The 19989-nt window shown below is 34.1% G+C and carries 14 protein-coding genes; 12 read left to right on the plus strand and 2 right to left on the minus strand.

Features of this window, described 5'->3' with window-relative positions:
* Nucleotides 1-15 precede the first annotated feature (15 nt).
* Both ligD and ku read right to left on the minus strand, forming a co-directional pair.
* Complete coding sequence (gene ligD, locus I600_RS00185; RefSeq protein WP_058102507.1) at nucleotides 16-2433, minus strand: DNA ligase D; 2418 nt, start codon at nucleotides 2431-2433, stop codon at nucleotides 16-18.
* A gap of 3 nt (nucleotides 2434-2436) precedes the next feature.
* Nucleotides 2437-3210 carry a non-homologous end joining protein Ku gene (gene ku, locus I600_RS00190; protein WP_058102508.1) on the minus strand — a complete coding sequence of 258 codons (774 nt, stop codon included), beginning with the start codon at nucleotides 3208-3210 and terminating at the stop codon, nucleotides 2437-2439.
* 350 nt (nucleotides 3211-3560) lie between these two features.
* On the opposite strand from ku, the gene I600_RS00195 reads away from it, so the two are divergent.
* The 12 genes from I600_RS00195 to I600_RS00250 all read left to right on the plus strand — a co-directional run bounded on the left by I600_RS00195 (nucleotide 3561) and on the right by I600_RS00250 (nucleotide 19906).
* Nucleotides 3561-3839 (plus strand): hypothetical protein, encoded by a 279-nt coding sequence (locus I600_RS00195; RefSeq protein ID WP_058102509.1) that lies wholly within the window; start codon nucleotides 3561-3563, stop codon nucleotides 3837-3839.
* A gap of 15 nt (nucleotides 3840-3854) precedes the next feature.
* The gene (locus I600_RS00200; protein ID WP_058102510.1) at nucleotides 3855-4220 is read left to right on the plus strand and encodes a S24 family peptidase; all 366 of its coding nucleotides are present in this window, start codon (nucleotides 3855-3857) and stop codon (nucleotides 4218-4220) included.
* Nucleotides 4217-5515 (plus strand): Y-family DNA polymerase, encoded by a 1299-nt coding sequence (locus I600_RS00205; RefSeq protein ID WP_058102511.1) that lies wholly within the window; start codon nucleotides 4217-4219, stop codon nucleotides 5513-5515. The genes I600_RS00200 and I600_RS00205 overlap by 4 nt, the downstream gene beginning before the upstream one ends.
* A 198-nt stretch (nucleotides 5516-5713) precedes the next feature.
* The gene (locus tag I600_RS00210; protein WP_058102512.1) at nucleotides 5714-6337 is read left to right on the plus strand and encodes a LysE family translocator; all 624 of its coding nucleotides are present in this window, start codon (nucleotides 5714-5716) and stop codon (nucleotides 6335-6337) included.
* Nucleotides 6338-7204: 867 nt separating this feature from the next.
* Nucleotides 7205-7759, plus strand: coding sequence for an RNA polymerase sigma factor (locus I600_RS00215; protein WP_058102513.1), 555 nt, complete (start codon nucleotides 7205-7207; stop codon nucleotides 7757-7759).
* Between the two features lie 141 nt (nucleotides 7760-7900).
* Nucleotides 7901-9073 carry a FecR family protein gene (locus I600_RS00220; RefSeq protein ID WP_058102514.1) on the plus strand — a complete coding sequence of 391 codons (1173 nt, stop codon included), beginning with the start codon at nucleotides 7901-7903 and terminating at the stop codon, nucleotides 9071-9073.
* A 156-nt stretch (nucleotides 9074-9229) separates the two neighbouring features.
* A complete protein-coding gene (locus tag I600_RS00225) occupies nucleotides 9230-12664 on the plus strand; it encodes a TonB-dependent receptor (RefSeq protein WP_245188822.1) in 3435 nt (1144 codons plus the stop codon).
* A gap of 16 nt (nucleotides 12665-12680) precedes the next feature.
* Entirely contained in the window at nucleotides 12681-14060 is a 1380-nt protein-coding gene (locus tag I600_RS00230; protein WP_058102515.1) for a RagB/SusD family nutrient uptake outer membrane protein, read from the plus strand.
* Between the two features lie 167 nt (nucleotides 14061-14227).
* Nucleotides 14228-15112 (plus strand): PIG-L deacetylase family protein, encoded by an 885-nt coding sequence (locus I600_RS00235; RefSeq protein WP_058104219.1) that lies wholly within the window; start codon nucleotides 14228-14230, stop codon nucleotides 15110-15112.
* A gap of 28 nt (nucleotides 15113-15140) precedes the next feature.
* Nucleotides 15141-16403: an MFS transporter gene (locus I600_RS00240; protein WP_058102516.1), complete on the plus strand. Its 1263-nt coding sequence runs from the start codon at nucleotides 15141-15143 to the stop codon at nucleotides 16401-16403.
* Nucleotides 16400-17245: an ROK family protein gene (locus I600_RS00245; RefSeq protein WP_058102517.1), complete on the plus strand. Its 846-nt coding sequence runs from the start codon at nucleotides 16400-16402 to the stop codon at nucleotides 17243-17245. Before I600_RS00240 ends, I600_RS00245 begins: the two co-directional genes overlap by 4 nt.
* Before the next feature lie 12 nt (nucleotides 17246-17257).
* The gene (locus I600_RS00250; protein ID WP_058102518.1) at nucleotides 17258-19906 is read left to right on the plus strand and encodes an exo-rhamnogalacturonan lyase family protein; all 2649 of its coding nucleotides are present in this window, start codon (nucleotides 17258-17260) and stop codon (nucleotides 19904-19906) included.
* The last annotated feature ends 83 nt before the right edge of the window (nucleotides 19907-19989 follow it).

Raw genomic sequence — 19989 nt, forward strand, 5'->3', positions numbered from 1 at the left:
TGAAGTTACATTAAATTATTTATCTATTTGCATAAGTGCGGTATTCATGTCAAAATTAATCTCTGAAATTTTTTTGAACAAGTCGCCTTGCTCTTTAATTCTTGTTATATAATCTTTCATTTTAAAATGTCTAGGGGTTAATTTATTATTTAATTCTTGCCAATGTAATGGGGCAGAAATTGGTGCTTCCGCAATTGGTCTTACCGAGTGGACCGATGCAATGGTGTGACCTCTACGGTTCTGTAAATAGTCTAAATATATCCTACCTTTTCGTTTGTTTATGCTACGTTCTAAAGTGGTCAATTCTGGTAGTCTTTCTTCCACCAATAGACATAAAAGTTTAATAAAATTTCGGACTTCTTCATAACTGTATTTGGTAGACATGGGTAGGTAAATATGAATGCCTTTAGATCCAGATAGCTTGCAAAAACTTTCAATTTTTAGATCACTTAATATCTTATGAAACTCTTTTGCTACTTCAACCACTTTTTTAAATGCCATATTCTTTGGTGGATCTAAATCAATAATGCCATAATCGGGCTTGTCCAAGCTCAATTTTCTAGAACTCCACGGATTAATTTCAATGCACCCTAAATTGGCCATATAAATTAATGATGCGGTATTTTGACACATTAGGTAATTTATTTCGCGTTCGGAAGATTTAGAGTATACTGATACCGTTTCAAACCAATCGGGCAAGTAATCATTATCCTTCTGATAAAAACTTTCTTGATGTATACCATTTGGATGACGATGTAAATTTTGGGGACGATCGATCAAATGGGGTAGTAGGTAATCAGATATATTTAAATAATAATCGATCAGGTTGAACTTGGTAAGTTTTGATTCTGGCCAATATATTTTATCTAGATTACTAATGGGCACTTTTAATCCGTCAATAGTAATAACCTCTTTTGAGGAAGTTGATTTTTTAATGCTGACCTCGGTATTTTTTGGTTCAATTGGTATTTTAGGAATTTCACTTTTAATACGTTTTAAAACAGGATTTCTTAACAATCCGTTCTTTGTGAGTTCAGAGAATATAATCTCACATTCCAATAGAGGTTTTGTCCAGTGTGGTATTCTACCTTTTAATGGTATTTTATTTTCAAACACATTTTCGTTCACCTCATATTTAGAAAGAAGTAATTGTAATTCTTTACGGCTTTTATCGGTAAAGCCTGTACCACAATTGCCGATATATTTTAATTTGTCCTGTTGATATTGACCAAGAATTAAAGAGCCGATCAATTCTGGACTATTAGCGGATTCGGTAAAACCACAGATGATAGCATCTGTACTTTGAACGCCCTTGACTTTTAACCATTTTTCTGTTCTAGATCCAACAGCGTAATTGGAATTTTGCTCTTTGGCCATTACACCTTCCATACCCGCTTCAATAGCTTTTTCAAAAAGTGCGGTACCCATACCTTCAATATGGTCACAGTATTGTGTTATAGTCAAATCACCTATAACATCATTGATAAGACTTTTTCGCTCTATCAATTTTAGGTCCAGCATGCTATGACCGTTCAAGTAAAGCATGTCAAAAACATAAAACCGTAATTCTCCCTTACTGTCAGGATAGTTTTGAAGTTCACCAAATTGCGATACGCCATTGCTATCCACCAGAACTACTTCACCATCTAAAATAACATCGTGTTCAATAGTGGCTAATTCATCATGAAGTTTGGAAAATTTAGTGTTATAGTTGATGCCATTCCTTGATTGTAAGAGTACCTTACCTTTTGTAATGTGTGCTATAACTCTATAGCCATCCCATTTAAGTTCAAAAATATAGTTTGGGTCATTGAATATATCTTTAGTGGAAGATGCCAGCATGGGCTGTAATATGGATCCCGGTTTAAGTTGTGTGACAAATTTCTTTTTTCGTGTTGTAGAAATTGGAACCAATGTTTCAGCATCATAAAAAGTGGTAATGGCATATTCATCTTTCTTTTTAAGCAGTAACCATTGTTCGGTATCGTTTTTTGAAGTGGTACGAACTAATGCAAAACGTCCTCTAATTTTACTTCCGTAAAAATTCAATTTGATATTGCCTATTGCCAGTTGTTCGGATAGTTCTTTATCCGTTTCCTTGGAATCCACCTCAAAAGTTCCCGTATCCCAAATGATCATATGACCTGCACCGTAATTTCCCTTTGGTATTGTGCCGTGAAAAGTCAGGTATTCTAGTGGATGATCTTCAGTACGCACAGCCAAGCGTTTATCTTTTGGATTCATTGAAGGTCCTTTAGGTATTGCCCAACTTTTAAGTGTTCCGTTGATTTCTAACCTAAGGTCATAATGTAATCTACTTGCTGCATGGCGCTGAATTACAAATCTTTGGTTGTTGGAAACAGGCTGTAATTCCCCTTTAGGCTCGGGGGTTTTCTCAAAATTCCGCTTATCATAATATTGTTTTAAGCTCACGGTTTAAGATGCTTTTTTTTCTCGTTTTTCCAAACTCGCTTTCAGTTGTGCCATTAGGTCTTTTGCGGGAGTAGGTTTAGATTCGAATTTTTCGGGTTTTGAAATTTTACCGGAAGCTTTGGAGTTTATAATTTTTAAAAGTTGCTCGTTATAAATATCCTTGAACTTTTTAAAATTGAACTTTTCGGTATACTGCTCAATTAAAGACATTGCCATATCCATTTCTTTTTTTGCAATTTTAGTCTTTGGAAGTTCTAATTCTTCAGTGCTTCGAATCTCATCTTGAAATCGTATTACATGCAATACCAAAGCATCTTTATAAACACCTATTAACGATAAATGTTCTTTTTGGCGCATTACAAAAGTAGCTACACCCAATTTTTCGGTTTTCTTTAATGCATCTCGTAATAATGAATATGACTTTTCACCACCTTTTTGAGGTTTAATGAAATAGGGTTTTTTAAAAAGAACATCTGACACTTCATCTTCCATGATAAATTGCTCTATATCAATGGTCTTGCTCTTTTTAATGTTCGCATTTTCAAAATCTTGCTTTTCTAGAACAATGTACTCGTCATCTTTTTTATAGCCTTTTACGATATCTTTCCATTCCACTTCTTTCCCAGTTTCTTCATTTACACGTTTGTAGCGTATTCTTGCACCGTCATGACTATCTAACATATCTAGATCCAACTTTCTATCTTCAGAGCCTGAAAATAGTTTTATGGGGATAGATACTAGACCGAAGCTTATTGAACCGTTCCAAATTGATCTCATAATTTTTTATTAGGGTTAATTGGTGTTTGTCCGGTAATTTTCATTTACCAAAATTTAATTTAGGAAATAGCTAAAGTGCATGATAACTCTAACTACATTTTGTTTAACCTAAAAGGGATTGTAAGCTATATAAGTTTTATTGCGTTAATAATTTCTTCATATCCATTATTTACAATTTTTAATTTTACACGCATATTAAGTTTTTGATGCTCTTTATTTGTGTAAAGAGTTTAGAATTTGGATTTGGTTGACCACCTCGCCTCGAGGTGGTTTTTTTGTTTCAACATTTTTGTTGATAATTTTTTCAAAGTTACGACACATTATTTGGAATATATCCTGAAATTTGGACAATGTCCATAACCGTATTTAGAAATTATAATATTAAGTGTATAAAAGCTCTTCTTAAAGAAATTGGAAAAGAGCGCTATGAGTGTGCATTAAGGGATTCTGGACTAATGGCGCAAAAACCTATTTCTATGCAGGGTTTCTACGTGGAATATGAAACGGATACCAATGATATTTATTTATACTACCGGTATCCATCGCAAGTAACATTTAAGATCATGCCGGTATTGGGATTCTGGAACTTACCGTATGATGATTGGGTTAGGGAGTTAAAAAATAAATGACGTAACAATTAGGGTATGAATAACTTGGAAAATATTTTAATCAAAAAATCTGAAAATAGCCATCGTGTTAAAAGACCAACACAAACAGGTTTCTCTAGTCCGGCAACACATTATGCAGAGCCTAGAATAGACCTGAACGAAGTTTTGGTAACCAATTCATCGGCTACTTTTTTTATAAGGGTAGTGGATGATGAACATAATGAGGTAGGGATAAATACAAATGATGTTTTAATTGTAGATAAATCCATTATCCCAAAAAGAAATCAATTTGCATTAGCTACTGTAGAAGATAGTTTTAAAATTATAAAAATTGATGAAACTTCATTATCTGAATTAAATATATGGGGTACAATAACATATATAATTAAATCTACTTTATGATCGGATTGGTAGACTGTAACAGCTTTTATGCATCTTGCGAACAAGTCTTTAGACCAGATTTGACAAATAAACCAGTAGTGGTGCTGAGCAACAACGACGGATGCATTATTGCGGCTAATAAAGAGGCAAAGGCATTGACAGATATTCCAATGTTTCAACCTATTTTCAAAATCAGAAAATTATTGGATGAGAATAATGTAACTTATTTTTCATCGAATTACACATTGTATAGTGATATGTCTAGAAGGGTGATGGATACCTTAATGACATTTTCCCCAAGAGTAGAAGAATACAGCATTGATGAAAGTTTTGTAGACTTGGGCTGTCTAAAAATCGATGATTATAATGTAATAGCACACAACATTAAAAATACAGTACATAAAAATACTGGAATACCTGTGGGGGTAGGTATTGCCAAGACAAAGTCACTATCTAAATTGGCGAATAAATATGCCAAGAAAATACAACTGAACAATAATGTCTTTGTAGTGGATAGTGAAAAAAAGAGGCAGCATCTTTTACGCAATCTTCAAGTCAAAGACATTTGGGGAATTGGTAAAAAACATACTATTCGTCTCCAAAACAATGGTATTCATACTGCTCTAGATTTTGCCAATATGCCCGTGGCTTGGGTAAGAAAGGAAATGACGGTTATAGGAGAGCGTTTATGGAGAGAATTGAACAATATACCCTGTTTGGAATTGGAAACAGAGGCCTCCGCTAAAAAAGGCATTGGCACAGCAAAATCCTTTGGTTATAAATTGACCGACTATTCGCTCATAGAAGAAGCCTGTAGCTATTATGTAGCCGAAGTGGCAGACTTGCTCAGACAACAAAAAAGTTTAGCTTCTCAGATTGAAGTTTCCCTACAGACCAATCAACATAGTTCTATAGATAAACAGTATAGAAATAAAATCTATATGAATCTTGACACACCTACTGATAGTACGCTTAAACTGACAAAGGAAGCATTAAAAGGTTTGCGTCAAATTTATAAAAATGGTTACCGGTATAAGAAAGTAGGTGTTAATTTGACCCAATTAGTACACCAAAATGAAGTACAGACCAACTTGTTTGCCAACCCACATAAGAGTGAAAGTGAATGTATTACTAGGGTTATAGATAACCTTAATAGCAAGTTTGGGAAAAATAAAATTAAAGTTGCTACAGTTGGAAACCGAACTAAGGAATGGGCACTAATAAAAGAACATCGAAGTCCTAGATATACCACTCAATGGGGAGAGTTAATGACTGTGGGTAGTTCTTTGTGCAAGCCAAATAAGCTTGTATTTTAAGTATTATTAATGTTCATTGGGTAGTTGCGGCGTTCATCACCTATTCATAATTATGTTCGGACTTGAATAAAAATTAGTTGAGGTAATTCATAAACTTTAAAAATTAGTTGGGTCTTCAGCATTAAGAGTTACAAATAAGCGGAAACGTATTAATGTTTATACAAGTTATTGCAGTTATTTGTTGAACAATATATAATTATGAATGTTCTTATTTGTGTACTAATGGGTTTTTGCATTGCTTCATTGGGTAGCATTACTCCTAGTTTTTTAAACTTGACGGTGGTAAAATATAGTTTAAGAAATGGTACAAAAGCTACATTTTATATCATTGCAGGTTACGCAACCGTTTTGTTCTTCCACGCAAATATAGGTGCTTATTTAGCTAATGTTTTAATGAAAAATTCTGAATATATAACCTTAATTCAGCAAATTGGAACAGGAATTCTTTTTCTTCTATCCATAAATTTTTTTAGAATCTATTATACGTCAAAAGAAAAAGCAAAAGATAAAGAAATACCGAAATCAAAATCTTATTTCTACGGAATATTCATGTCCTTATTGAACATGATGGCAATTCCTTTTTATTTTACGTTTATATCGCTATTAATAGGATTTGAATATTTTGAATACAGTTACCTAAATGCTTTTTATTTTTCAATTGGTTCAACCATTGGCTCTTTTACCCTGTATACCTTGTATGCAATAGTAGCAAAAAGAATTGAACATAAATTAGATTTTATAGCATCTAAGATGGACTTTATTTTGGGTTGTTTAACGGGAGTGGTGGCAATAGGTAATTTAATTTATTTGTTGAGTAAATAGCTTTATGCTAGTTTCTCAATGCTATATAACTGAATTTAAAGGATAACTTCATAATAACTTCAACTTTGCGAAAGCAATAATTTAGAAGTTTGATAGCTTGTTATGCTTTGCATATAGCTTAGAATTTGTCCAATAAAAAACGGTTTAGCATTTGCTAAACCGTTGTCTTGGTACATTTTACCTATTGTAGCGAGAGGGGGGCACGATCCCCCGACCTCCGGGTTATGAATTGTCCAAAAACCCTTATTTTACTACTATTTCAAGACTTTTTTTGTCAAAATCGTATTCGGTATCGTATACGCTGATTACACATATAATTTACTCAAATATAACCTTAAAAATATAAAGGCACTATATTATTTGGTATCAAAATTTTGCTTGGTTAATTGTATAAATTCTGGAATTAAAATAATAGCTAGTTAATCTCAGAATATTAGATTTAAGTACATTTTGACAATTATTTTCTATTCTGTTATTTCACTTAAATATCTAAAAACAATAATATTCATTTAATGTAATCAATGATTTGATAATGAATAGCACATGTATTTGTGTTGTGTCTATTTTATTGCATAAAAAATTATAGATTTAGTTGTGATGATGTAGTTACTCAGCGTTTATAACAATATTTTAAATTTTTTATTTAACTTCACTGAAGTTTCTTTTTACATTTTTGAATTATTTATTAGTCACTACTGTAGAGTATAGTTTACTCTATAGCTTGGGGTGGTATTCTATTGGCAAGATCGAATTACTTATTTGATATATGTCTATGACCGCCTTAATCAACTAACCTAGGCTAGTTTGTTTATTGTGTAATATGAATCGATCTAAATTTTTTGGATTTGGTTTATAAAAATCAGTTACATGGACAATAACAACTACATTAATGAATATTTGCTTTTAAACGAACTGAAGAGAGGTTCGGAAAGTGCTTACGAATACTTTTTTGGAAAGTATTATAAGGAGTTATGTAATTATTTATTAGCCATATGCGGTAATTCTGAATTAGCAGAAGAAATTGCTCAACAAGCTTTTGTAAATTTTTGGGATAGAAGAAAAAAGATTGATATAAAAAATGACAGACTGAAGCCATATTTTTTTAGAATGGCATATAACCTATTTATAGATTCCAAAAGAAATGAGCTTAAAAAGTATAGATTATTGGAAAAGCTTAAACAGGAAGCTTATTCTGAGGTAATAGAGCTAGATAATGTTCAATATGAAAATCGTCTTAAATTAGTTCAAAACGAAATTGAAAATCTACCAGAGCAATGTAAAAAAGTATTTATTCTCGGAAAAAAACATGGGTTAAAGTATAAAGAGATATCCGAGCAACTACATATTTCGGTAAAAACCGTAGAGATACATATGTCTAAAGCTCTTAAACGGCTACGAACACAACTTACCATATTTCTTTAATTGATATAATCACAGCATTATTCTCACCGTTTTGTCTTCAAACTAGCGATACAAATAAAGTTATTGTTAAAAAAAAATATTTTGAGTAGGGGTATTTAAAAAATGTTGCGTCTCTTTTAAAAAGGGACTTAAATTTTTTACATGACCAAACTCGATATTAATACGATAATTACTAGGTATCTTAAAGATGAAGCAACATCGGAAGAAATCTCCTTGTTATTTGAATGGGTAAAAAAAGAAGGTAATCAAGATATATTCAAGAATTTAGTAAAAGAGGACTACCAATTAAAATACGATACAGGAAACTGGAATTCAGAAATAGCTTTTGATGAGTTTTTAAACGAAATTAAAAGCAAAAAAGCATCTAAGGGCATTCCTTTATATAGAAGTAGACAGTTCTTTAAATATGCCGCTGCAATTCTTGTTTTGGTTGCATCTACCACTTACTTCCTTATTAATAGTTCATCTTCAGATGTTTTAAATTCTAATATAGATGATAATGAAATCTCACTTCAATTGTATAATGGGAGAGTTATAAATATTTATCAGAATAGAGATACTCTTATTCAAATTGATAATGAAATTGCTAACATTAGTTTAAAAGATGGCATTTTATATCAGCAGCATTTAAAACCATCCAAAAAAAGCTTAAAAAATAATTTATTAAAAGTTCCATATGGTAAGACCATATCGGTAAGTCTAGAAGATGGTTCTACTATTAAATTAAATTCTGGGTCTCAATTATCATACCCTAGTAGTTTTTCTAATGAAAGTACCAGACAGGTAGCACTACAAGGCGAAGGTTATTTTGAAATTGCCAAAAACCCTCTTAAGCCTTTTATAGTTAAAACAGAAGAAACTTATACCCGGGTTTATGGTACAGTTTTTAATATCTCTTCTTATGAGGATGATGAAGAAATTGAAGTTGTTCTGGTTGAAGGCTCGGTTGGTGTAGGTGGTCAACTCAGGCTTCAGGAGGATAATTTAATGATGCTTAAACCATCTCAAAAAATCACAAATTCTAAAAGAGATAAAAATTCATTAACCATTCAAGATGTTGATGTGACACCTTATGTTTCTTGGGTAGAGGGGGTTATGTCTTTTGAAGAAGAGAACATGTCTCAAATCATTAGAAAATTGGAACGAAGATTCAATGTTTCAATTATTAATGAAAATAAAACATTAGACGAGCGTCATTTTACCGGAGCATTCGATTCTGAAGATATCGAATCTATTCTGAAAGTAATCAAAACGCATACAAATTTCAATTACGTAATAAACGGAAAAACAATAATTATAAATAAAACAGAATAGCCTATGGGATAAACAATTCAAAGTAAAAAGAAACTAACCAACAACTAACTCTAGATTGAATGAATTATGAGAAACCAAAAAAACAACTACATTTTTGCCTCAACCGGGCTTAGAGGAATAGTTTGCCTCTTATGTATGTCACTATGTTTTTATAATATGAGTGCAAAAGTCAGTCCACAAGAAGACACTGTTGCTGCAAATTTTAAAAACAAAAATTTAGGAGACATCTTTGAAACAATTACTAACTCAACTGGACACAAGTTCTTTTATGAAGCAACAGAGGTTGATTTAGATCGTAAAGTTACAGTGTCAAAATCTCCATTAAGAATTGCAGAGTTGCTCGATGAAATTTTCAAGGGCACAGATTTAGAATATGAAATTCTTTCAAATCAAATTGTAGTCAAGAGAAAAGGGGAGACCGTATATAGCGGTAAAATTCCTGAAAAGTCAGTAGAAATTTCAAATTTTCAAACAAGTCTAAATGGAACTGTTTTAGATGAAGATGGTAATCCTCTTCCAGGAGCATCTGTTGTGGCAAAAGGTACTACAGTAGGCACAACAACAGATTTTGATGGTAATTTCAATATCACATTACCTATTGGTGTAACTACGGTACAAGTGTCTTATTTAGGATATAGGTCTAAGGAAATAGATGTTGCAGGAAAAGAAACTATTACAATTAGTTTAGAACCGGACGCTGCAGCATTGGAAGAAGTTATTGTTGTGGGCTACGGCTCATTGGCAAAGACAAAAGTAACGGGGTCGGTAATTTCAATAGACACAGAAACTATTGTAAAAGTACCTGCTTTAACGGCAGAAGGTGCTTTAATTGGTCAAGTTGCCGGTGTTCAAGTACAGGAAGTGTCAGGAGAGCCTGGTGCTGCCCCAAATATTCGGGTTAGGGGATCTGGATCTATTTCTGCGGGTAATGACCCTTTATTCGTAGTAGACGGTATACCAATTTCTAGAAATTTGACATCTTCAAGTCAAATAGGTGGTATTGCAAATCAAGGTGGTAATTTTCAACCTCCGACTATTAATCCGTTAGCAACATTAAATCCAAACGATATTGAATCTATACAAGTACTAAAAGATGCTAGTGCTGCGGCAATCTACGGTTCAAGAGGAGGTAATGGTGTTTTATTGATAACCACTAAAAAAGGATCAAATACAGATGAGGGTGTATATTCCTTTGATACTTATGCAAGCATGCAAACTGTTGCAAATAGAATTGATTTAATGAACGCTAGTGAATTAATTGATTTTACTACTGATGCTAGAAACAATAACTATTTAGCTTCCGTTCCAGGAGCTTCTATAAATGACCCTATAGGTCCAGGTGATAGGGGAAACGTGAATTATGAACTACCTGAGTCATTTATAAATTGGGATGGAACAGATACAGATTGGCAAGATGTTATATTTAAGACCGGTGTAGTTCAAAGCTATAATTTTTCCTTTGCCTCACCTGTAAAGAATAAAACAAGCTTTTATGCATCAGCGGGTTATTTTTCACAGACCGGTGTTATAGAAAAATCAAAGTTTGAAAGATATTCTGTTCTATTGAATTTAAACTCTCAACTTTCAGAAAAATTAAACTTAGATCTTAGATTAGCACCAACTGTTACTGAGAATCAAAGAGTACCGGCATCAGCACCTTATTTTGCAACTCCTCCGGGAATTGTTTATTCTGCTATTGTTCATTCGCCTACGGTTAGCCCGTATAACGCTGATGGAACTATCAATCAGTTAAACAATCAATCTTATTTAGGTGGTGGTACAACAACAGCTAGTAATCCATTGGCTATTATTGAAGCAATTGATGATCAATTATTTCAATTTCAAAACAGGGGTACATTGAGTTTAACTTATGATATCCTACCAGGATTAAGTTTTAAAACGTTAGGAGGAACTTATATCAATGTCTATAATCAAGATTTTTATAGAGCAAATACCTTATTATACAGAAATTCAGCAGATGGTAATCCATATGGGCAAGCATCTTCTTCAACTGAAACTAACTGGTTGTGGGAGAATACTTTAAGCTGGACAAAGGATTTTGATGATCATTATATAGATGCCGTAATAGGCTATACCGCTCAGAAAGATAATTTGACAATAAAACAAGTTTTAGCGAACAATTATCCAGATGATCTTGTTCCTACAATAAGTGGTGGTCAAGTGTTTGGTGGTACTTCCTTAAAAGAGCAGTGGTCTTTATTATCATCACTTTTTAGAGTGAATTATAGTTACAAGAATAAATATTTGTTTACTGGTACATTTAGATCTGATAAATCGTCAAGGTTTGGAAAAAATAATCAGACTGGATATTTTCCATCTTTTTCTTTAGGATGGAGATTGAGTCAAGAAGATTTTTTGGCTGATTCCGATTTGTTCTCAGAATTGAAACTAAGGGCCAGTTGGGGTCAAACAGGAAATTTTGAGATTCCTAATTATGGCGCTGTTGGTTTATTATCCCCACAAAATTACAACTTGGGTGGAAATGAAATTAATGGGCTGGTACAAGCAACTATACCTAATCCTAATCTTACTTGGGAAAAATCTGAACAGATGGATGTAGGTTTAGAAGTAGGTCTATTTGACAATAGGGTGTTTTTTATGGCAGACTATTATGATACTACAACCAGAGATTTATTGTTAAACGTCGCCATATCTTCTGTTTCTGGTTTTGAAACAACTTTGAGAAACCTTGGAGAAGTTCAAAACAAAGGATTTGAATTGGCTTTGTCCACTAAAAACTTTGTTGGTGATTTTACATGGTCCACAGATTTCAACTTTTCTACGAACAAAAATGAAGTTTTGGCACTTAATGAATCTGATGAGCCTATTTATTCTTCAGGTAGTGCAGGTGTAAGACACGTTACTAGAGTAGGTGACCCAATTGGTAGCTATTATGGTTATGTAGTTGATGGCATCTATCAATCACAAGAAGAAATTGATAGTGCTCCTGTAGATACTCAGGCTCCTAACGCAGGTCCTGGAGATTTTAGATTTAAGGATGTAGATGGTGATGGGCAAATTACACCCGACGATAGAACAGTTACTGGAAGTTATTTTCCGGATTTCACATGGGGTATCAATAACAACTTTAGTTATAAGAATATTGATTTTAGTTTCTTGATTCAGGGAGTTGAAGGAAATGAAATACTAAACCTAACGTCAAGACACCTTAAAAATGGTGAAGCCAATTTTAATTCATATGCCATATTTAATGAAAGATGGAGGTCGGCCGAAGATCCAGGCAATGGTTCTGTACCACGTGCAGATAGAGAATCTGGTAACCATGGTAATAACAGTAGACCCTCTTCTTTTCAAGTTGAAGATGGTTCATATGTTAGACTAAGAAATGTCACATTGGGTTACACGCTTCCAATCGATAATATTTTTGGGGGTTCAATTCAAAAGCTAAGGTTTTATATAACCGGGACTAATTTATTTACCATAACCGACTATCTAGGTTACAATCCAGAGGTAAGTAATATTTCTACCAATAGCTTAACTCCAGGAGAGGATTATGGTGCTTTTCCGTTGACAAAATCTTTTACCATGGGAGTAAACTTAAAGTTCTAACCTAAAAACGAAAAAAATGAAACGAATTCTATATATAATATTATTCACTGCCTGCTTTACTTCATGTAGTGATGATTTCACAGATCTCGCGCCTATTTCTAATCGTAATGAGGCAGACTTTTATAAATCTTCAGATGATTTTGAGGTAGCAATTAATGCAAGTTATTCTGGTATGCAGAGTACTGGTATTTATGGTAGGGGATATTGGACAATGTTTGAAATGAGAAGTGATAATACTGACCAAGGCCCAGATGCAACCGGTCTTGCTCGTCAGTATACAGAAATCAACTCTTTTACTGAAGATGCTTTAAATGAGCAGGTTACTTCTGTTTGGAGTGAGTCATATAAAGTTATTTCCAATTGCAATGTGATTCTTTCTAGAATTGATGGAGTTGAAATGGATGCCAGTTTAAAATCTCGTATAACAGGGGAGGCTTTATTTATTAGGTCTTTAATGTTTTATCACTTAGCAATAGCTTTTGGGAATATTCCATTACAATTAGAACCCTTTGTTTCTGGTGATGAGTTGACTCAAGTAGATCAAACTACTGTTTTGAACCAATTAATAGTTGATTTAGCTGAAGCTGAAGCAGGTTTACCTGTTGCCTATTCAGGAAGTGATATTGGTAGGGCTACAAAAGGTGCTGCTGCAACCTTACTGGCAAAAGTATTGTTAACTACTGGTGATGATGCCGCTGCTGCAACGGTACTTCGTAGAATAATTTCTGATTATGGATATGAATTGTTAGATGATTATGCTGATTTATGGGGAGTAGGTAATGAAAATAACGCAGAGTCTATTTTTGAAATACAGTTTATCAGTGGGGGAATAGGTCAAGGTAGTCTTTTTACTAACGACTTTTCTCCTAGCACAGACTTACAGACCGGTTCTGGTTTTGGTAGAAATAGACCAACTATATCCCTTATGGAAGCCTATGAAGAAGATGATTTAAGATATGACCCATCAATGGATGATACGTATGTAAATCTTGAAGGTGAAACTATTGAAGCTAGATATGTAAAGAAATTTTGGTCGGATCCGGCTATTGAAAATGATTCGGATATCAATTTTGTTGTCTTTAGATATGCTGATGTTTTACTAATGTTGGCAGAAGCTTTGGGTGAAACCGGTGAAAGTTATGATTTGATCAATGAAGTAAGACAAAGAGCTGGTCTGGAAGATATTGATGCCAGTACTCCAGGTTCCTTTGAAGAAAAATTACTTAATGAACGAAGAGTGGAATTGGCCTTTGAAAACCATAGGTGGCCAGATTTAAAGAGATTCAATGCCGAATCAAAAATTCAAGAAGCGGAATCATTTATTACTGCGACTAGAGAATACTTTTATATCCCACAGAGGGAGATTGATATTAACCCAAATTTCGAACAAAATTAAAGGCTGTTAGTTTAATTATTTGAGTAGTTTGAAGTAGTCCCAATATCATACTATACCTACTTTTCAGCTGTGGACATCTAGTTAATTAGTACAATTAAATTATAAAATCTTTGGTCCTCCATAAGGGCTGAACCAAACCAATAATGTCAAATTTTAAATATAAAAAAATGAAAAAACTACTAACTGTAATTTGTCTGAGCTTAGCATTTATGACCGTTCAAGCACAAGAAAAATCCTTGAATGTTTTGGCCATAGGTGCGCATCCAGATGATTGCGATTCTAAATTTGGAGGAACGGCCGCAATGTTGGCAAAAATGGGATATAAGGTTAAATTTTTGGCTTTGACCAATGGAGATGCCGGTCATCAAAATATGGGCGGTGGACCTCTTGCAAAAAAACGTAGGCAAGAAGCCATTGATGCAGCAAAAGCATTAGGAATTGCAGAATACGAGGTATTGGATAATCATGATGGAGAATTGTTTCCAACCTTAAACGTTCGTCTAGAAGTAATAAGAAGAATTAGGGATTGGAACGCAGATATTGTTTTAGGGCTTAGACCTAATGATTATCATCCTGATCATAGAAATGCGGGGTCGGTAGTACAAGATGCTGCATATATGAACATTGTGCCAAATGTTGCACCAGATACGCCACCATTACAAAAGAACCCTGTGTTCCTTTACATGAGCGATCACTTTAAAAAACCTTATCCTTTTCAAAAAGATATTGCTGTTATCATAGATGATGTTATAGATACTAAAGTAAAAGGTTTGGCTGCTCACGATTCGCAAATGTTCGAATGGTTGCCTTGGACTAATGGAACAGACCTTTCTACTATTCCAAAAGGAGAAAAAGAGCGCTTAGCTTGGTTGAAAGAAAAATGGATGAATAGAAAGCCAAATGAAAGTACTCTAGAAGCTGTTAAAAAATGGTATCCAAACGTTGATGTTTCAAAAGTAAATCATGTAGAGTTTTTTGAAATATGTGAATATGGAAAACAACCGACAGATGCGGAGATCAAAGAAATGTTTCCAATGTTAGGTAGTAAGTAAAAACCAATTCAAAAATAACCAACCACCAATGGAGAATAGTAAGCCTATCACCAAAAGATATTATCATATTATTGCATTAGTAATGCTGGTATTTTTTGTTATATCATTTATTACCAATATTCTAAATTCCATAATAGTAGATGTAAAAGATAGTTTTGACTTGAGTCTTACTTCTACTGGCTTTTTACCGTTCACTTTTTTTATAGCATATGGGATCATGTCTATACCGGCAGGATTTCTATCAGAAAAGTATAGTGAGAAGTCATTATTGACAATATCCTTTTTGGTGATGGGGCTTGCTTCTTTGGGTTTTGCTTTATTTCCAAGTTATGGTGTCTTTAGTATAACCTTATTTACATTAGGCTGTTGTATGGCAGTTTTACAGGTTATCATAAATCCAATGTTGAGAATTGCAGGTGGCGAAGAGCATTTTGCGTTTAATTCGGTTCTAGCCCAGTTGGTATTCGGTGCAGCATCTTTTTTGAGTCCTTATCTGTATAAATATTTGGTAAATACAGAAAGCACTGGTAATGATGAAATTGCGAACACCCTTCGTAGTATGGTGCCAGATAATTTGCCATGGGCATCATTGTACATCGTATTTGCTTTCATAGCGTTTATACTGGTTATTTATGTTTTCATGAACAAGTACCCGAAGTTTACTAAAAATGAAGATGAAAAAGCGGGGGACACCAGTTCTTATTTTGATTTGTTAAAGAACAAATGGACCATCTTATATTTCCTTGGCATATTTTGTTATGTAGGGGCTGAACAAGGTGTTGGTAATTGGATATCTCAATTTTTATATCAATATCATCAACTAGATCCTCAAACTATAGGAGCCGATACTGTTTCATATTTCTGGGCAATGCTTACTGTTGGCTGTTTGTTAGGGTTATTGCTTTTAAAATTCTTTGACAGTAGAAAAATCTTAATTGCTGCTACGGCAATTACCATTATAGCTTTAATTTTTTCTTTGATGGGGTCTAAAGAAATCGCTTTAATTGGTTTCCCTTTAATAGGTTTTTTCATTTCAGTGATGTACTCGGTTATTTTTTCTCTTGCGCTAAATTCAGTAAAAGAGCATCATGGATCATTATCCGGTATTTTATGTACTGGTATAGCTGGCGGTGCTGTTATACCCTTCATAGTGGGCGGTTTAGGTGAGTTAATGACTTTAAAAATGGGTATGTTCTTTTTGATCATACCGTTAGGGTTTATTCTTTCTATTGGATTTTGGGCCAAACCATTGGTGAACAACAAGACCATTAGTCTAAAAAAAGAGAAATGAGAAATATGCCTCAAGAAATTATAGGTGTGGATATTGGCGGTACTAATATTAAAATTGGTAAAGTTGTTCATGGTGTGGTTGTGGAACATAGAAAAATTCCGGTAAACCGCAATGATCTTGAGCACGTTACACTAGATAACCTGTATGCTGGGTTAAAGGGGGTAATGACTGATTATATTGAAGCTATTGGTATTGGTGTTCCAGCGGTTGTAGATACAGAAAAAGGCATTGTCTACGATGTGCAAAATATACCATCTTGGGCAGAAGTTTCTTTAAAAAAATTAATTGAAGAAAGGTTCAATGTCCCCGTTTATATAAATAATGATGCTAATTGTTTCGCCATTGGTGAAAGTAAATATGGTAAAGCAAAGCAATATAGTAACGCCATTGCACTTTCCTTAGGTACCGGTATGGGTATGGGAATTATAATTAATACTAAGCTATATAATGGTGTCATGTGCGGTGCTGGCGAAATAGGTATGTTGCCTTATTTAGATAATGTACTTGAGCATTACACAGGTAGTTTCTTTTTTGAACGTGAATTTAAACGCTCAGCTTTTGAATTATACCAAAAAGCCTTAGAAAATGATGTTGAAGCTTTAAATGCTTTTGAGCAATATGGAAAACACTTGGCAGAAGCTATTAAGATTATACTTTTCATGTTTGCTCCTGAAATTATAATACTAGGTGGCTCAATTAGCAAAGCGTATCAATTCTTTGAAAATTCAATGCTAATAGGACTTCAATCTTTTCCTTACAAAAAACAGATAGAAAACTTAAAAATACAAACCTCAGATTTAGCTGATTCACCAATTCTTGGAGCGGCAGCACTTTGTCTGTAAAAAATATAATTAATGAGACAACTTATTACAACTTTAATGGTGGTATTCTTATTGGCCTCTTGTTCAGAAACAAAGGTTGGTAAACATGTAAACATCACGGTCGAAAATAATAAAGTAGGGGCACCGGTAACCTTAGGTATACCTTTTCCAAAGGGAGAATTGTATTCTGTAGATCACTTGAGGTTACTGACTTCAGATGGTAAGGAAATTCCTTGTCAAACCACAGAGGTTTCTAATTGGGGACCATTGGATGATAGTGTAAAATGGGTATGGGTGTTTTTCTTCTCAGAAGAAGAAACAGATTATGTCATAGAGTATGGTGACGCTATTGTTCCTATAAAATCAAAAGATAAGATCGTATCCACCAACAATATGAGACCACAAGGTGGGATAGAAGTAAATACGGGACCAATATCTTTTGCCATTCATAAAATGGGAAACGGATTTTTAGATGAGGTTTTTCTTGATTCTAATAGTAATGGAGAATTTGAGGAGGGTGAGCTTATAGGTTCGTCACAAGGAGAAAATAGAGGGTCTTTTTTAGATATTTTAGATGATAACGGTATAGACCACTCTAAAGCTGTAATCAATGAAGTGTTCAGGGAAAAAGGGTCTGGACCAATGCATAATATCTTTAGAATTGAAGGTACTTATACGTATAATAGAGAGGATAATAATATATCTCCGTTTACAATGTGGTTACATGCCTATGCAGGTAAAAGCTATGTAAAAGTGTTACATACATTGACCTATACGGGTATACCTGATAAACATAAAGTTGCCGAAGGAGAACATTATAATATCGCCACACAAAACGAACATATATTATCTGAAGATACTGTGGATGATATAGGTTGGATACAGCCTAATGATGAAATTGCGGCAAGTGGTATACAATTAAAATATCATCTAGATGAAGATGTAAATATCTCCATTCCAATGAACTCGGGTAGTTGGCAGGATGAAGAGTCGAAAATTGATATTAAGCAAGTTAAATCTAAAAATAATAATGTCGTAAAACTTTTACAGCAAGGTCCTGAAAGAGTTAAAAGTACTAGTCTCAGAAGCTTATATATAAACGGATTTAAGAAAGACGGGGCAGAAGAGGTAAAGAAAGATTATAATTTTGAGGCAACCATAACCGATGGTGATGAAAAAATAGCGAATGGTGAAAGGGCTAAAGGATGGGTAAATATAGCAGATTCTAAACGGGGTGTAGGCATCGGTATAAAGAACTTCTTAAAAGAATATCCTAAAGGGGTTAAGGTAGATCCGGTAAACAAATCTCTAACCGGTAATATTTGGCCTCTTGAAAATGGTCCTATGAATTTCGCCAGGCATAATACAGAGCCAGATGGTGGTATGTTGGGTAATTTTGCCCAGGGAATTACAAAAACCACTGAATTTGTATACTATTTCCATGATAATGTAGCTACTGAAGAAGTAGGGCAAAAAATGGACTATGTTATAGATAGTCCGGTGGCTCATGCTGACCCTAAGTGGTATACAGATTCAAAGGTGTATGGTAATATGGCTCCGATGTCAACAAAACATCCTGAGTTTGAAAACGCTTTGCAATACAGGTATCAATGGTGGAGCTATAATCAAAATCATGAACCATGGTATGGTATGTTTAATTATGGGGATGGAAAAAGTTATTACTTCAATGACCGCTGGGTACAATGGACAAATAATGAGCCAACGGTAGATTTTATGTTTTGGACCAATTTTATGAGAACGGGTGATCCAAAGTACTTTAATATGGGGCAAGCTATGAGCAGGCATACCATGGATGTTGATAATGTGCATTGGCCAAAGAAAAGAACATATTATGGTGAGATCAATGATGCTATAGATTTTTGGAATTATCAGGAGGAACCAGAGTCAACACCTTATTTGGGTATAGGTAGACGTCATGCCAATGAGCATTGGTACGCCTTATTGAGTGCACATGTATGGATTCAAGGTTGGGTTGCCGCATATTATATTTCGGCAGACCATAGGGCTCTTGAGGTTGCTAAAATGACTGGTGATACCTATTTAAATAGGATTTGGGGAGATCATGATTTAAGGGGGCGTAGGTTGTATTTGTCCGTGCTTAACCTTGTTGAACTTTACGATGCCACTAAGCTAGATAAATATAAAAAGGAGCTTGATGAACGTGTTGAACTAATGCTTGAATTTCAAGAAAGACAAGGGGGTAATCTTTTGTTGGATAGGTATGGATACAGTCAAACGTATGTAGCACAAGGGCTATACAAATACCAACAAATTACGGGAGATGAAGAAGTAAGGGAAGCATTGCTTGATCATGCCAGATGGGTAAGGGATGTACCACCATTAAACCATGAAATGGAATCATATTTAGCAACAATTTATCCATTGGTTCTGGGGTATGAAATAAGCGGAGAAGTTGGTTATTTAAATGAAGCCATGGATCGGGCCGAGTATTTAAAGATAGGGGAGTTGAAAAAATCGCCAAGTGCATATGAAAATGCCAAGGAGTATAGTGAAAATCTTCTGGAAATTTCTAACCTACCAAATAGTAAAAAGAAGTTTACGAATTGGCAAACAAACCAGGGCTTACGTGTTTTTGGATGGACACATGCTTACAATATTCCGTATTTGCTTTACGCAATGGAACAGGAGAATATCGAGTAGTTTATTTTGAATTGGGATAGGAGTAGTTTGCCGATAAGGCAGCTGCTCCTTTTTTTCTTAATCTAATCGATATAAATACTTAA

This window comes from Maribacter dokdonensis DSW-8 (genome assembly GCF_001447995.1).
Classification (GTDB): Bacteria; Bacteroidota; Bacteroidia; order Flavobacteriales; family Flavobacteriaceae; genus Maribacter; species Maribacter dokdonensis.

What these genes read in the sequence shown, in the direction of transcription:
- I600_RS00200 (WP_058102510.1), top strand. Translation starts at nt 3,855, where the DNA reads ATGAATAACTTGGAAAATATTTTAATCAAAAAATCTGAAAATAGCCAT.
- I600_RS00245 (WP_058102517.1), top strand. Translation starts at nt 16,400, where the DNA reads ATGAGAAATATGCCTCAAGAAATTATAGGTGTGGATATTGGCGGTACT.
- I600_RS00195 (WP_058102509.1), top strand. Translation starts at nt 3,561, where the DNA reads ATGTCCATAACCGTATTTAGAAATTATAATATTAAGTGTATAAAAGCT.
- ku (WP_058102508.1), bottom strand. Translation starts at nt 3,210, where the DNA reads ATGAGATCAATTTGGAACGGTTCAATAAGCTTCGGTCTAGTATCTATC.
- I600_RS00205 (WP_058102511.1), top strand. Translation starts at nt 4,217, where the DNA reads ATGATCGGATTGGTAGACTGTAACAGCTTTTATGCATCTTGCGAACAA.
- I600_RS00215 (WP_058102513.1), top strand. Translation starts at nt 7,205, where the DNA reads ATGGACAATAACAACTACATTAATGAATATTTGCTTTTAAACGAACTG.
- I600_RS00210 (WP_058102512.1), top strand. Translation starts at nt 5,714, where the DNA reads ATGAATGTTCTTATTTGTGTACTAATGGGTTTTTGCATTGCTTCATTG.
- I600_RS00235 (WP_058104219.1), top strand. Translation starts at nt 14,228, where the DNA reads ATGAAAAAACTACTAACTGTAATTTGTCTGAGCTTAGCATTTATGACC.
- I600_RS00240 (WP_058102516.1), top strand. Translation starts at nt 15,141, where the DNA reads ATGGAGAATAGTAAGCCTATCACCAAAAGATATTATCATATTATTGCA.
- I600_RS00220 (WP_058102514.1), top strand. Translation starts at nt 7,901, where the DNA reads ATGACCAAACTCGATATTAATACGATAATTACTAGGTATCTTAAAGAT.
- I600_RS00230 (WP_058102515.1), top strand. Translation starts at nt 12,681, where the DNA reads ATGAAACGAATTCTATATATAATATTATTCACTGCCTGCTTTACTTCA.
- I600_RS00250 (WP_058102518.1), top strand. Translation starts at nt 17,258, where the DNA reads ATGAGACAACTTATTACAACTTTAATGGTGGTATTCTTATTGGCCTCT.
- I600_RS00225 (WP_245188822.1), top strand. Translation starts at nt 9,230, where the DNA reads ATGAGTGCAAAAGTCAGTCCACAAGAAGACACTGTTGCTGCAAATTTT.